The sequence below is a fragment of the Lachnoclostridium sp. genome (genome assembly GCF_031997925.1).
Lineage (GTDB): Bacteria > Bacillota > Clostridia > Lachnospirales > Lachnospiraceae > Lachnoclostridium.
The window spans coordinates 16,560-31,247 of sequence record NZ_DAMADT010000013.1 but is presented as its reverse complement, the minus strand read 5'-3'; the positions used below and the strand labels follow the sequence as shown (position 1 = coordinate 31,247).

The window sequence follows — 14,688 nt, the reverse complement described above, 5'->3', positions numbered from 1 at the left end:
GAAAATATGGAAGGAACTATTTATGATTCCTCAGCCATGAGATTAATGGAGAAGACCGATGAAGTTAAAATTGCAGAACAGGCGGTAAAGGATGCTTGGACCATGAACTGGGGTGCGGCGGTACAGGCGAATACTGAGGAAGAATTTAACGCTGCATGGACCGCATTACAGAACGCATTAACAACTGCAGGGATTGACAAACTAGAGAAGGCGATGTCTGAAAATTATAAGAGAAACATGGAAAAGATAAATAAATAATATGAACATTTGGAAGGAGTGTGAAACCCTGATATGGTTTTGGAGATAAAAAAAAACATAAAGTATATAGTCAGGAGATTTAACAAACAAAGGCAGTTATGGCTATTGTGTATCCCTATCATCATCTGGGTAGTTATCTTTGCTTATGTACCAATGTACGGATTACTCATTGCATTTGTGGACTATATTCCAGGTATGTCCATCTTTGATTGTAATTTTGTGGGATTAAAACACTTTAAAGATTTTGTTTTTAATCCATCATTTCTTCAATTGCTTAGGAATACATTGGCTATGAGCTTATTAAGCCTGACCGTAGGGTTTGTGGCTCCTATTATTTTTGCATTGTCTATCAACGAATTGCCTCATAAGCACTTTAAGAAAATAATTCAGACGACCTCTTATCTGCCTCATTTTATTTCTTGGGTAGTGGCAGGCAGCATGATTTTTATGATGCTCTCAAACGAAGGAATTGTGAATGACATATTAATGAGATTGAACCTGATTGCAAAACCCATCCCCTTTCTGACCAAAGGAAAGTATTATTGGGTTATCTACACTTTAGCTAATATCTGGAAGGGGATCGGGTGGTCTGCAATCATCTACTTATCTGCAATTTCAGGAGTTGATATGGAGTTGTGTGAAGCGGGAGCAACGGATGGAATGGGAAGATGGGGGATGATAAGGCATGTTATTATTCCCACCATCCTCCCAACAATAGTGATACTGTGGATTCTTGGTATCGGTGGAATCCTGAATGCCGGATTTGAACAGCACCTCATACTTGGGAATGCCTCCACACAAAACTATTGGGATGTTATTGATACTTATTCCTACCGATATGGTATTCAACTTGGCTATTATTCGATAGGTACATCGGTAGGATTGATGAAATCGGTGATCGGCTTCGCACTTGTTTATATTACAAATAGATTTTGCCGTAAGCATTTGGGAACATCAGCTTTTTAGGAGGAAGGAAGATGAGCAGACCATTTTATATAAAGCAAACCAGGGCAGGAAAGGTTTTTGATATCGTAAATGCAGTGTTTATGTTTTGTTTCATGATCATTGTTGTCTATCCGTTTATCAATGTCCTGGCTATTTCGTTCAATAATGGGCAGGATGCTGTAAAAGGTGGCATCTATTTATGGCCAAGAAAATTTACCTTGGCTAATTATGAATATGTTTTACATGGCGTGACTTTAATAAGAGGAACCATAGTGTCCGTTCTAAGGACGGTTATCGGTACGATAACAGGTGTTTTATGCAGTGCATTGCTGGGTTATATCGTTAGCTGCAAACATTTCGCAGGGCGGAAGTTCATGAGAATTCTGTTTATTATTACGATGTATTTTGGAGGAGGGCTGATACCCACCTATCTGCTGATGACCAAATTGGGACTGGTGAATACCTTGACAGTGTATTGGCTTCCCTCTTTATTCAGTGCCTATTATATGCTGCTGACGGCGTCCTATATTCAGAATATTCCGGATGCATTATTTGAAGCTGCCAGAGTGGATGGGGCAAGTGAAATTCGGATTTTTACACAGTTTGTTATTCCTTTAAGTGTACCTATGTTGGCATGTATTGCAATCTATATAGGAGTGGGTCAATGGAATTCCTGGTTTGATGTAAACCTATACAGTAAAAACGGTACATGGGATAATCTACAAATCATCCTGTACCGTATGTTAAATCAGGCGAGTGCAATGGCGGATATGACAGATTCTGTAATGCTTTCCGAGAAGATGCGGTCCATTCAGCCATTAACCATACGTTCCGCAATTACAGTGGTGGTGGTTACACCGATTATCATAATTTATCCGTTTTTTCAAAAATATTTCGTTTCAGGAATGACTCTGGGTGCAGTAAAACAATAATATACAGGGCATTCTTATGAATGCCCTTGCATTCTTATGAATGCCCTTGCATTCTTATGAATGCCCTTGCATCCTTATTGATGCCCTGTATGTTTATTACGATATTGGCTGGGTGTTATACCCAATGTGGATTTAAACAGCCGGGAAAAATACATAGGATCCTGAAAACCGACGGAATAGGAAATTTCATAAATAGGTAGATTGGTGCTGGTTAAAAGGCTCTCCGCCCGGGTCAACCGGTAATTTTGCAGATATTGTTTAATGGATCTTCCGGTCTCTTGTTTGAACAAAGCGGATAGATAACTTCGGTTTAAGTGCATGTTGTCTGCAATTGTTTCGATGTGAATATCCTGATGATAGCTGGTTTGGATTAATAAGGTAATTATACTAACTATCTTATTTTTGTATTGCCCCTGTCCTAGAAAATCGGTATTATCCTTTGGAGTAGATGGTGAGAATGAAATACGGTTTAACTTTTTTTCCCCTAGCATGATAAAAAATAGTTTTTGAATCAGACTGTTAATGTACAATTCCTTGCTGAGAGCATCTTCCTGGTATTGGAAGGCGGCGTCAACAATATTGGAAAGCAGGACGGGTATTTCGGGGGCATTATAATTGATGATGTGTTTGCTTGGGGTAAATCCAAGGGCAGAGATAAAGTCTGCAGCTCTAGATCCGCAAAAGCCCAGCCAGTAATATTCCAGCTGATTCCCGTCGGCGGGTTTATAGAAGGTGATTTCATGAGGATATATTAAAAAACAGTCATTTGGACTTAAAGAATAGGTGGAATGTTGCAAATGGTAATGGCCTTGGCCGGAACAGATAAAATGCAGCAGGAAATGATCTCTGATGGATGGAGCAATGTGAATATACGGATAAGGCTTCTGATATCCTGTTTGAATAAGCGTTAGATCTACATCCCGTTTCACATTATAAAAATGGATGTAGCGTTCCATGGAGGATTTACGTTGATCTATTTTTGTATTAATAACATTATTGAACATAGTAAAGCTCCTTTCTAAATATATATAGTTTCATTATAGTATAGAGAGCGCATTCCGTAAAGATATGGAGGATAAAAATGAGGACAAAAGACAGGATACAATTTAGCTGTTCTTCTGAAGAATTGAACAGGGGATTTCGCTGGGCTAAGGAGCAGGCCTTATTTTATGCGCATGAAGAGGATTTAGTGGGCTGCTGGTATGAAGCAGCCTTACCCAAAAGACAGTCTTTTTGCGTTAGAGATGTGGCTCACCATTCCATGGGGGCACATGCATTGGGGTTGGAAAAGCATACAAAAAATATGCTGCTAAAGTTTGCCCAGAATATAGCTGCAAGTAGGAAATTTTGTACTTTTTGGGAAATTGACAAGGATGATAGACCCTGCCCAGTGGATTATTCAAATGATAATGACTTCTGGTACAATCTACCCGCTAATTTTGACCTGATGGATACCTGCTATCGAATGTATCAGGTGACAGGTGATAGGGACTACTTAGAACATTTGGATTTCCTGCATTTTTATGACTGGACAATTCATAATTACGTGGAGGAGTGGGACGACAATAAGGATGGAATATTGGAGAGAAAGCAAGGCTTTGGAAGGCTGGGGATTCCATCTTATTGTGAGGACAGCAGTTATGATGGAGCAGAGACTTTAATTGATATGCTGGCGATAGAAATAAGAGGATATCTTTCTGCATCCGAGCTTTATGAGCAGGGAGGCAGTACGGCGATGCAGCAGCTGTGCAAGGAGCGCTCTTCTAAGCTACTGAAAGTGTTCGATGATTCCTGGTGGGATCCTGTTAAGGAGCAATATTACCAATATAGGGATTCTAAGGGGGAATTAAAGCATAGTAGCTCCATAGGGCACGCTTTGTCTCTTTGTTATTATGATGTGGTAAGGCAAGAGGACAGGCGACAAAGGCATATGGAGCGATTGGACAGAGAAGCTGATGCGGGAAGAGTGAATGTAGAAAGCCTATCTCATTATCCAATGTTGTTTTATCGGTGTCACAGACCTGATATTGCATATAAGTGGTTAAAGGTGCTGATCGATCCGAAACTGCACAGAAGAGAATATCCGGAGGTTTCTTATTCTGTAATAGAATCTTATATTTTTGGGCTGGCTGGGATAAAAGTACATGCCAGTCAAAAAGAATTATTCATAGCACCGGAAATGCCAAAAGATGTGCAATGGTTTAAAATCAGCAATCTTCCGTATCTGGACGGAGAAGTGGATTTCATTTGCCAAAATAGCAGCGTGGCGGCGACAAATAGAACGAAGCAAATGATCAAAGTAAATGGGAAGAGGATGGACAGTGGTTGCTGTCTTGAGATTCCTTTAGAAGAGAGGAAATAATATGGTGAAAGAACCAATTTTTCATAATATAAATGGGTTGGAAATGAGCTTTTGTCAGGAGTCATCCCAAAATGATGTGTATACTTATAAAATAAAGCTTAAAGTAGAGAGACAGGTTGAGATTACCAAGGAGGATATTCTCTGCTCCTTTCATTTCCCTTTTTTGGATTGTGCTGGAGTATGGTATCCCAATTGTGGGTTTGACCGTTCGGTCAATGCTGATTGGGCTGGATTTTGCCAAAGCATGACAGCAAACTCAGCTCCAATTCTGGCACTGTTTAGTGAAGATAATAAGAACAGGATTACGATTGCCGTATCAGAGACTATGGAAATTATACGAATGAAGGCGGGGATTCACGAAGAGGACGGAACGTTACTGTTGCAGGTGGCAATACCCTCTTTATATGTAAAAACCAAGATGGAATGTGATTTTTGCATAAGGTTAGATGGTAGACAAATTCCATTTTATGATGCGATTGCCGGGGTGAGCGAGTGGTGGGAAAAGGACTGCGGTATTGTGCCAATCGAGCCGGGCGATAATACAAGGGAGCCGGTATACTCCACGTGGTATTCCTTTCATCAGAATGTAAAGCAAGAGGAAATTGAAGAAGAATGTAAGCGGGCGGCGGAATTAGGCTTCGGTACGGTTATTTTGGATGATGGATGGCAGACGGATGACAATAATAGAGGATATGCCTATTGTGGGGATTGGGAAGTCTCCAAAAACAGATTTCCGGATTTTGCGCATCATGTAGAAAAAATACATAGCCTTGGTATGAACTATATGATTTGGTACAGTGTACCTTTTGTGGGGTCCAGCTCTAATTCTTGGGAAATGTTTCAGGATAAGTTGCTTACCTACAATGAGGCCTTAAAAGCAGGCGTTTTGGACCCTAGGTACCCGCAGGTGCGTGAATATTTAATCGGTATCTATGAAAAAGCCCTGAAGGAATGGGGAGTAGACGGCTTTAAGATGGATTTTATTGATCAGATTGCAGAACGGGTGAATTCTGCCCCGGTGAATGAGCAGATGGATAAGAAAAGCGTACAGGAGGCACTAGATGTGCTTATGTCTGAGATGTACCAAAGGCTTTCCACAATAAAGCCGGAAGTTATGATTGAATTCAGGCAAAGGTACATCGGACCCAACATGAGAAAATATGGGAATATGTTTCGGGTAACAGACTGTCCTAATTCGGCCATCAGTAACCGGGTGGGTATTGTTGACTTAAGAATGCTGAGCGGCAATACAACAGTACATTCGGATCCTCTGATGTGGCATGCAAATGAAGAGCCGAGAATAGCTGCATTACAGATTATTTCCAGTATTTTTTCTACAGTACAAATTTCCGTCAAATTAAAAGATATTACTGCTTCTATGAAAAAAATGATAGATTATTGGGTGAAATTTATGATAAAATATAAAGAAATCCTTCAAGAGCATCAAATTAAACCGATGGAACCCCATAATCTTTATCCGGAAGTCTGGACAGATGATGAAAATACAGGAATCTGTGCTGTTTATACTGAAAAGAGAATTATCCGGATACCGTCTAAATTCGAAGAGAACATCATCTTAAATGGAACAAAGGCTGAGAAGCTGTTCCTGGAATTTGAGAAAGAATGCGACTATTTAATTGAGGTAAGGGACTGTATGGGGGAAAATGTTTCAAGGCTTAATACGAAGGGAAGAAAAGGGATCAGTGAATTATATGTACCTGTGGCAGGACAGATTTTTTTAAACAAATTATGAAGATAAGTTTCAAAAGGTAAAATTTATTCGAAAAGGGGCGCATGAATAAAAAAAGCAGACAGAGGAAAAAAGAACTGACTACATAGGGAGGAAAAGAAGCAGATGATAGGGTATATTATGGCTGTTGGTGTGGTGATTGGCGGTTTGGATAAGCTATTGGGGAATCGATGGGGCTATGGAAAGAAGTTGGAGGAAGGATTTCTCTTATTGGGACCAACAGCACTTTCCATGGTGGGCATTATTTGCCTGGTTCCATTGTTTTCTTATGTCTTAAGAGTGCCATCCAATATGCTCTATCAACTTGCGGGCGTGGATCCGGGGATATTCGGAGGTTTGTTTGCTATCGATATGGGCGGTTATCAAATAAGCGCTGAACTTGCAAAAAATGCTCAAATTGGCGTTTACGCAGGCATAATCATGTCTTCCACCTTGGGTTGTACTATTTTGTTCACCATTCCGGTGGGCCTTGGTATGGCGGGAGAAGAAGCCAATATGGGATTTCTCAGAGGAATGGTGTTTGGTCTGATTACATTGCCGGTGGCCCTTGTTTTGGGAGGTTTTTTGTGCGGTCTGAATTTTGAACAGATATTGAAGCAGAACATTGGAATTTTTATATTTCTAGGAATTGTCCTTTTTGGACTTTTAAAATGTCCCGGGAAGATAGAAAAAGGCTTCTTCGCCATTGCTGGTTTCATGAAAATAGCAGGTACAGTGGGCCTTGTGGCGGGGACTGTTTATTACTTATGTGGAATTAATCTGCTTCCGCTGACGGCGCCGATAGAGGAAGCCATGGAGGTGGTGGCGTCTATAGGAATTACAATGATCGGCAGCCTACCTGTGGTCGAGTTCATAAGGCGTAGATTGGAAAAGCTGGAACGTCTGAGTACATGGTCTGGTTTAGATGCCACAGGAATGGCGGGGCTGTTAGTTGGGACAGTCAGTGTAATTCCTGTACTGGTTATGCTAAAGGATATGAATGAGCGCAGCAGAGTTATCAACGCAGCATTTCTGGTTTGTGCTGCAAGTACTTTTGGAGCACATTTGGGATTTACAATGAGGGTAGAGCCGGCGGCGGTTAATCCTATGATAGTAGCAAAAATTGCAGGGGGGATTTCAGCCGTAATTTTAGCGGCGATGGTCATGAAAAGAAAAGGAGCTTACCATGAAAAAAGAATTTTTTAAGGGAAACAGGATGAAATTTTGCTCGGACATGAAAAAGGGATCTGTGGCGGTTTTCTTTTCGGGAAACGAGATCAGAAAGACAAATGATGAGTTTTTTCCTTTCTATGCAAACAGAAATTTTTTATATTTGTCAGGAATTGAACAGAAGGAAACAGTGTTGCTCCTGCAGAAGGAAGCGGATGGAAATATTAAGGAGACATTATTTATACTGGAAGCGGACTGGTTGCAGGAACGGTGGACTGGGAAAAGATTGAAAGGGGAGGAAGCCAGCGAGTTGTCAGGGGTTGAAAACATTAAATTTACTAAAGAATTCAACTCCTATATACATACGCTTATGACAAATGGGAATTACGGCTTCCTGTATCTGGATTTATTTAAAATAGATAATGGAGATTATGATACACCAGCACACTTATTTGCACAAAAGGTCAACCTACAGTATCCGTATATTCAAGCCGAAAATGCCAATATTCTTGTCAGAAGGTTGCGTACAATCAAACAGTCATGTGAAATTGAGGCCATGCGCCGGGCGGAACAAATTACAGGAGAAGGCATCACCGCGATGATGAAAAATTCGAAGCCAGGCATGTGTGAGTACCAGTATAAGGCAATATTTGACTATGTACTTGGACAGTATGGACCACAGGGACCGGCATTCCCTTCCATAATTTCAGCAGGAAAGAATAACTTTTGTATTCATTATTATACCTACAGCGGTCAGGCCATGGATGGAGATATGATTTTAAATGATGTCGGTGCCTGTTACGATGGGTTAATGAACGATGTGTCCAGAGCTTTTCCGTGCAATGGGAAGTTTACAGAAAGACAGAAAATCTTATATGAATGCGCATTGCAGACATCAAATTATATGTTTTCCATTATAAAGCCGGGAATGAAGATGGCAGATGTGGATCTAACTGCTAGAAAATATAATTTTGAAATGATGAAAAATGCAGGTATATTAAGCAATTATGAGGAAATTGGAAACTATATGTGGCACGGAGGAGCGCACCACGTGGGATATGATGTCCACGATGCGATAGGTACTGTGGAACATATAGCGCCCGGTATGGTATTCTGTGTGGACATTGGTATTTATCATGAGGATTGGGGAATTGGATTTCGGATAGAGGATAATTGTCTGGTAACAGAGGACGGGTGTGAAAATTTATCTGCAGCAATACCGAGAACCATTCATGAAATTGAAAATTTGATAGGGAACCATTGCTAAAAAAGGGCATTTCTATCGTGAGTTAGTAGACCGTGTAATTAAAGTAACGAGATAAAGAAAATTATAGACAATGGTTGCGCTCCCAGTCAAGGAGGTACTATCTACTTGACTGGGAGCGCAACCATTGTCTTGTTGTATTAAAATTGGTATCTCCTATATATGAAAGAAATATAACCAACTAAATTAAGCGAAACTATATAATGCGTATATTATTGCAGAAGGTAAAAATACATTCACGTCTTATATTGTCTCTCCAAACATCTTTATAAATCTCGTCAATATCTTTACAAATTTTCTCGATTTCTCTATAAATATTTCGAACGTCATAGTAAGCGGTAATTACAGTGAATCGAGATTCTTCTTCTTTGGATTGATAAAGTTGTAAGCCTGCATAGAATTCAGGATATTTACAGAAAAGATATTCATTTAGTTCATGACTGAACTTTATATACGCATCAATATAGCAAGGCCTTACAAATATTTTATCTACATTAAATAATAGATTATAAAAATCCCCTTTGTTTCTCCTAGACATAGACACCTCCTAAAATATATGGAATGATATCCCTACAATATCATATGGTGCATATACTCGAATTGTGTCTTAAAATGTAATTAAGATGTTTATCAATTATCGAATGATAAAGCCCTCTCCAAGAACCTCATTGGACTCAAGGATAATGATAAAACAATCTGGATCAGAATGTTTGACAGCTTGTTCTAGCAGATACATTTGCTTATTATTACATGCACACATAACTACTTGCTTTTCTTCCTTTTTATAACCACCAGCTGCATTTAGGATAGTGGAGCCTCTTTGACAGCATTCTTCAATTGTATCAGTGATTAATTCACCATGATGAGTTACAATAAGAGCCACTTTACCGGAGTTGATACCATACATAAGTTTATCAACAGCAATTGCAAATAAATAGTTTACTATCATACCATAGATAATACCATCCATATCATCGAAAATGATACCGCCTACTAAGATAATACCAATATCAGATAAAAAAGCTATCTTACCAAGGGAAATATGTGGTTTTATAGCTTTTACCGCCATAATAATAAAATCAGATCCACCAGTAGAGGAGTTTCTCATATAAATCATAGCATAACCAAGACCACCTAGTACACCAGTGCAAATCGCTGCCAGTAAACGATCACCTTCATACATTGGAAGAAGAGGACCTACATAGTCTATCATTAAAGAGGAAATAATCATACAGCGAAAAGAGCGTAAGAAGAACCCTCTACCTAATAGCTTATAACAAATGATAGCTACAGGGATATTAATCACAATTGTGGTAATACCGATAGGCAGTGAAAAGAGTCTGTTTAATATAAGAGCAATACCTGAAAATCCGGTCATAGGAAATTTAGCTTGTGCCGCAAAGTTATAGAGACTAATAGCGATCAAAAAGCTACCGATAACCTCAATAATGATATCAAGAGCTACTCTTTTATTAAAAATGGAGGATCGCATTTTATTGAAAGAATCAGTCAGCTTAATTTTATTTATGTTTAATTTTTGTTTCATAAGAAATCCTTTCTGCATAATCTTTTTTATGCGGTAACATTTAAGAACTTCATCCTATGCATATGTAATAGGATGTGTAAACTTACATAACTTTACACAAAAAAAGAGCGCTAACGAATTAAAAAGATTATAATTCGCTAACGCTCTTCTTCTGATACGATATCATATCTTGCTAATTGTGTCAAACAATAAAAAAAGAGCAGGTTGCGTAAACTTTCCTACAAAAATTATACGCTAGTAAAGAGCGCTTCGCGAACTCTATCTTGCCATGTTTGAATTTAGAAAGTTTCTAAACCGTATGGTAATACTTTGTGAATTTAATATAAACTCCATTGACTATAATACGAATTCGTACTAAAATGCATAAAGTACGAATTCGTATTATAATGTTTGTCATTTTGCCAAAAGCTATTTTGATTGCCTACTGATTGCTTTCGATCTTTGCTTTTGTAAGAATACTCAATGGAAAAGAAATTATTGACCTCATTCGATAAGAAGAGTACAACAAAATGTTATTTATGGGAGGTAAAAATGTATCAAAATCGAGATGAAATACGGAGAGTTATGATTGCAGTCAATGTAATTGACGGGATTTACGACGTAATCGCAAAGAAAATGGGTATCAAAGTGAATGCGCTTACCTTGCTGTATGCGTTGGATGATGGGAAATCTCATTCACAAAAGGAAATATGTGAGGAGTGGTTTATTCCCAAAACGACCTTAAACACCATTGTGAAAGAATGTACGAAAGAAGGCTATATCTTTTTGAATACGAATAGTGGCAAAAAAGAAAAGGAAATCTGTCTTACAGAAGAAGGACGGGAATATGCCAGTATGGTACTTCGTCAGGTGTACGAATTAGAGCAGCAGGCGATGGATGATACATTAGAGCGGTTTACACCGGAGTTTATACATGGGTTGGAACAGTTTACTGCCAACTTAAAAGAGAAAGCGAGGAAATTTAGTAATGAATCAGGAGAAATTATTTGAAAAAACGTCACCAATGAAACTGTTCTTTCTTGCGGCAATCCCCGGTGGAATCAGTATGCTGGCTTCCTCTCTTTACGGCTTGTTAGACGGAATTTTTTTCGGGCGTATTTTAGGCGAAGCCTCATTTGCCGCGTTGAATTTGGCATTTCCGTTTGTAGTTATCAATTTTTCTCTGGCAGATCTAATCGGTGTCGGTTCCTCTGTTCCAATCTCGATTCAGTTAGGCAAAAAGAAGGAGAAGGAAGCTAATAATATTTTTTCCTGCGCTTGCCTGATGATTATAATAACAGGAGCATTGCTCGGCGGATTTATGTATCTGGCAGCTCCGTGGCTAATTCATCTTCTTGGTGCAGAAGGCGAGCTTGCAGAGCTTGCCGTTCAATATATGCGGGTGTATGCGCTTTGTTCGCCTGTTACAACTATTGTATTTGCGATGGACAACTATCTTCGTATCTGTGGAAAAATACGCAGCAGCATGAATTTGAACATACTGATGTCTGTACTGAGTGCTGCTCTTGAATTTATATTTTTGGGCATATTCCGCTGGGGAATATGGAGCGCAGCACTAGCCACTTGTAGTGGTATGTTTATATGTGCAGTAATTGCAGTTTTTCCTTTCGTGCGCGGAAAATTACAGCTGCGTTTATGCAAGCCTCGTTTCAACGTGTCCATGATCCGTCAAATTATTGTATGCGGAAGTCCGAATTTTTTAAGCAATATTGCTGGACGAATCACTTCCATCATCATGAATATTGTGCTATTGCAATTTGGTGGTGCAACTGCTGTTTCCATTTACGGTGTTTTGATGTACACCGGAGAAACAATACAATCGTTTCTGTATGGTGTTTGCGATTCCCTTCAACCGGCTGTTGGATATAACTGGGGAGCTGGCAGAAAAGACAGAGTAAAGGCAATCGAAAAATGTTGCTTTACGGCAAGCGCACTAATATCGTTGGTATCTGCTGTCGTGATTTTCCTTTTTCCGACACAAATAATATCTTTGTTCGTAAAAAATGTAGATACTGTATTTATGAGCACCGCAGTCTTGGCTATGCGACTGTTTAGCTTAACTTATATTACAAGATGGCTTTCCTTTGCGACTCAAAGCTATATGACAGCTGTCGAGAAACCAATCTATGCGTCTGTTCTTTCCGTATCGACTGCACTGGTATTCCCGGTTGTGTTAATCGCATTGCTCTGGCCGCTGGAATTGACCGGAATATGGTTAAACTTCCCGATCACTTATCTGTTGGCTGCAATACTTGCCACCGTTATTCTACTACGCTTCAAAAAAGAATGGAGGAAAGCTGCATGAACCTGAGGATAAAGATTGTAACAGAACAATCAAAAGAACTACCACAAATTGAAAAATTATATCGTGCTGCTTTTCCTGACAATGAACGAAGACCACTTGCTCCCTTATTACAAGATGATACGGGACATGGTGAAGTGCTTGCTTTCTACGATGGCACTTGCTTCTGCGGATTTGCCTGCTTTCTTACCTGTGGGGACATTTCACATATTATTTATTTTGCCATTGAAGATTTTCTTCGTGGGAAAGGATACGGTACAGAGGCTCTTTCTGCTATGTTCAAGCTAAAAAAAGGTAAGCGTATTATTGTGGATATTGAAGTTGAGGATGAACACGAGGTAAACAATACGCAGCGGCAGAAGCGTAAGCAGTTTTATCTGCGTAACGGCTTTTGTGAAACCGAAGTCAAGTATCGTTGGCGGCAGGAATCCTATGAGATTTTGTCCCTCGGGGGCATAGTATCAGCGGATGAATTCAGAGACTTTTGGGAACAGATTTATTCGGATTCGGATGCGCTGTCAATATATTAGATTTACAAAAGCCGGTATGATATAAGAGACGCCTGTTCGACCAGTATATCGAACAGGCGTATTCTATTTAATACTATTCGCTACAAATTAGTGGTGCAAAGAGCAGCCTTGATATGATACAATAGCAGTGTCATTTCAAGGCTCTTTCCATCACGCTTATAAAGGGGTATAAAACAATGATTAAAATACTATTCGTTTGTCTCGGAAATATCTGCCGCTCTCCAATGGCGGAATTTGTATTTCGAGATATGATAAAGAAAAAAGGTTTGGAATCAATGATTTGTTGTGAATCAAGTGCAACAAGTACAGAAGAAATCGGTAATTCGGTTCACTACGGGACGAAGAAAAAACTAAAAGAAGTTGGTATCATAGTGGATGGCAAACAAGCAGTCCAACTAAAGCGTAGTGATTATGATAAATATGATTTGCTTTTAGGAATGGAACAAAGAAACATAACAAATATGATGAGAATTCTAGGAAGTGATTCGCTTGGAAAGGTTAAGAGACTTCTCGACTTTTCCGAACGTCCAAGAGATATTGCAGATCCATGGTATACGGGAGATTTTGAAATAACGTATCAAGACGTGTATGAGGGATGTGACCATCTATTGACTTACCTTATCAATAATTATGGTATTCATCCGAAAGAACCAAAGGGTTGATATTTTAAGAATATAACACTATAATATCCTGATAGAAATAACGAGGTTAACATGCTTAATATTTTATTTGAAGACAAGCACATAATAATCTGTATCAAACCAATTGGTGTATTATCACAACCAGGTCAAGGAGAAGGTATGGATATGATTACTCTTTTACAAGAGTATCGAAAAAATAAGAAAGAATCAGATTACATTGGTCTTGTCCATCGATTAGATCGTAATGTTGGTGGAGTTATGGTTTTTGCAAAGTCAGAACTTGCAACTAAAAAATTATCGGTTGCCATTATGGAGCGCAATTTTACGAAAGAATATATGGCGGTAATCCATGGCAGACCGTCGGAAGAATCAGGGATTTTAAAGGATCTCATGTTTAAAGATTCTTCAAAAAACAAATCATTTGTTGTGAATCGAATGAGAAAAGGGGTAAAAGAGGCTTCCCTAGAATATCGCACGATTGAAACAATCGGGGTAGCGGAAGGAGAGTTTTCGTTAATACGGGTGAAGCTTCACACTGGACGTACCCATCAAATACGTGTACAATTTGCATCTCGTAAATTACCTCTAGTTGGGGATGGAAAATATGGCGGGAAGGATAATCAATGTGATGCAGCCCTTTGGTCGTATCGATTGGCGTTTGTTCATCCACTTACCAAAGCTTTGGTGGATATCAAGCAATTGCCACCGGCACAGTATCCTTTTCATTTGTTTTCAGAAGAGCTAATAAAAGAGGAAGTTAAGAAAGAAGTTAAGAAAGAAGTTAAGAAAGAAGAAGTTAATAAAGACGTAATGCTAGAACATTAAGTAAATAGATAACGAACAGAATAAAGAAAATGTAGGAAGAGTGTAAGATAAATCTTTAACTCTTCAAGATTATGTCTTCGCTGCAAACACAATCTTGATAATAGCATGGTCTTGTAAGTATAATATTAAGCAGCGCTTTGGTAAGTGTAAAAAACAAAATTTAACGCTATGGAAAGGCATGGTT

Annotated in this window: 15 protein-coding genes; 12 read left to right on the top strand and 3 right to left on the bottom strand. The window is 39.0% G+C overall.

The annotated features are described in order from the left end of the window. The 3 genes from RTP52_RS10300 to RTP52_RS10290 form a co-directional block, all read left to right on the top strand. Positions 1-258, top strand: a 258-nt coding sequence (locus tag RTP52_RS10300; protein WP_312371058.1) for a hypothetical protein, incomplete at its 5' end; no start/stop codon positions are given. Positions 259-291: 33 nt separating this feature from the next. Then, positions 292-1,224, top strand: coding sequence for an ABC transporter permease (locus RTP52_RS10295; protein WP_312371056.1), 933 nt, complete (start codon positions 292-294; stop codon positions 1,222-1,224). 11 nt (positions 1,225-1,235) lie between these two features. Further along, entirely contained in the window at positions 1,236-2,135 is a 900-nt protein-coding gene (locus RTP52_RS10290; protein ID WP_312371055.1) for a carbohydrate ABC transporter permease, read from the top strand. A 74-nt stretch (positions 2,136-2,209) separates the two neighbouring features. On the opposite strand, the gene RTP52_RS10285 is transcribed toward RTP52_RS10290, so the two are convergent. Next, complete coding sequence (locus tag RTP52_RS10285; RefSeq protein WP_312371053.1) at positions 2,210-3,139, bottom strand: AraC family transcriptional regulator; 930 nt, start codon at positions 3,137-3,139, stop codon at positions 2,210-2,212. 77 nt (positions 3,140-3,216) lie between these two features. Here RTP52_RS10285 and RTP52_RS10280 point away from each other — a divergent pair, with 77 nt between their 5' ends. From RTP52_RS10280 to RTP52_RS10265, 4 genes are all read left to right on the top strand, one after another. Beyond that, a complete protein-coding gene (locus RTP52_RS10280; RefSeq protein ID WP_312371050.1) occupies positions 3,217-4,497 on the top strand; it encodes a hypothetical protein in 1,281 nt (426 codons plus the stop codon). A gap of 1 nt (position 4,498) precedes the next feature. Further along, entirely contained in the window at positions 4,499-6,250 is a 1,752-nt protein-coding gene (locus RTP52_RS10275; protein ID WP_312371047.1) for a glycoside hydrolase family 36 protein, read from the top strand. 102 nt (positions 6,251-6,352) lie between these two features. Next, positions 6,353-7,432: an ethanolamine utilization protein EutH gene (locus RTP52_RS10270; protein ID WP_312371044.1), complete on the top strand. Its 1,080-nt coding sequence runs from the start codon at positions 6,353-6,355 to the stop codon at positions 7,430-7,432. Then, entirely contained in the window at positions 7,413-8,663 is a 1,251-nt protein-coding gene (locus tag RTP52_RS10265; RefSeq protein ID WP_312371043.1) for an aminopeptidase P N-terminal domain-containing protein, read from the top strand. Before RTP52_RS10270 ends, RTP52_RS10265 begins: the two co-directional genes overlap by 20 nt. A gap of 193 nt (positions 8,664-8,856) precedes the next feature. Here RTP52_RS10265 and RTP52_RS10260 read toward each other — a convergent pair whose 3' ends face one another. Then, complete coding sequence (locus RTP52_RS10260; protein ID WP_312106125.1) at positions 8,857-9,198, bottom strand: hypothetical protein; 342 nt, start codon at positions 9,196-9,198, stop codon at positions 8,857-8,859. A gap of 96 nt (positions 9,199-9,294) precedes the next feature. Continuing rightward, positions 9,295-10,152, bottom strand: coding sequence for a YitT family protein (locus RTP52_RS10255; RefSeq protein WP_312106131.1), 858 nt, complete (start codon positions 10,150-10,152; stop codon positions 9,295-9,297). A gap of 585 nt (positions 10,153-10,737) precedes the next feature. Between RTP52_RS10255 and RTP52_RS10250 the strand changes: the two genes are divergently transcribed. The 5 genes from RTP52_RS10250 to RTP52_RS10230 all read left to right on the top strand — a co-directional run bounded on the left by RTP52_RS10250 (position 10,738) and on the right by RTP52_RS10230 (position 14,504). After that, positions 10,738-11,196, top strand: a complete 459-nt coding sequence (locus RTP52_RS10250; RefSeq protein WP_312106127.1) for a MarR family winged helix-turn-helix transcriptional regulator — start codon at positions 10,738-10,740, stop codon at positions 11,194-11,196. Beyond that, positions 11,174-12,511, top strand: a complete 1,338-nt coding sequence (locus tag RTP52_RS10245; RefSeq protein WP_312371040.1) for an MATE family efflux transporter — start codon at positions 11,174-11,176, stop codon at positions 12,509-12,511. The genes RTP52_RS10250 and RTP52_RS10245 overlap by 23 nt, the downstream gene beginning before the upstream one ends. Next, a complete protein-coding gene (locus RTP52_RS10240) occupies positions 12,508-13,038 on the top strand; it encodes a GNAT family N-acetyltransferase (RefSeq protein ID WP_312106130.1) in 531 nt (176 codons plus the stop codon). The genes RTP52_RS10245 and RTP52_RS10240 overlap by 4 nt, the downstream gene beginning before the upstream one ends. A gap of 176 nt (positions 13,039-13,214) precedes the next feature. Next, a complete protein-coding gene (locus RTP52_RS10235) occupies positions 13,215-13,700 on the top strand; it encodes a low molecular weight protein-tyrosine-phosphatase (protein ID WP_312371037.1) in 486 nt (161 codons plus the stop codon). A 51-nt stretch (positions 13,701-13,751) separates the two neighbouring features. Next, positions 13,752-14,504: an RluA family pseudouridine synthase gene (locus tag RTP52_RS10230; RefSeq protein ID WP_312371034.1), complete on the top strand. Its 753-nt coding sequence runs from the start codon at positions 13,752-13,754 to the stop codon at positions 14,502-14,504. Positions 14,505-14,688 lie beyond the last annotated feature (184 nt).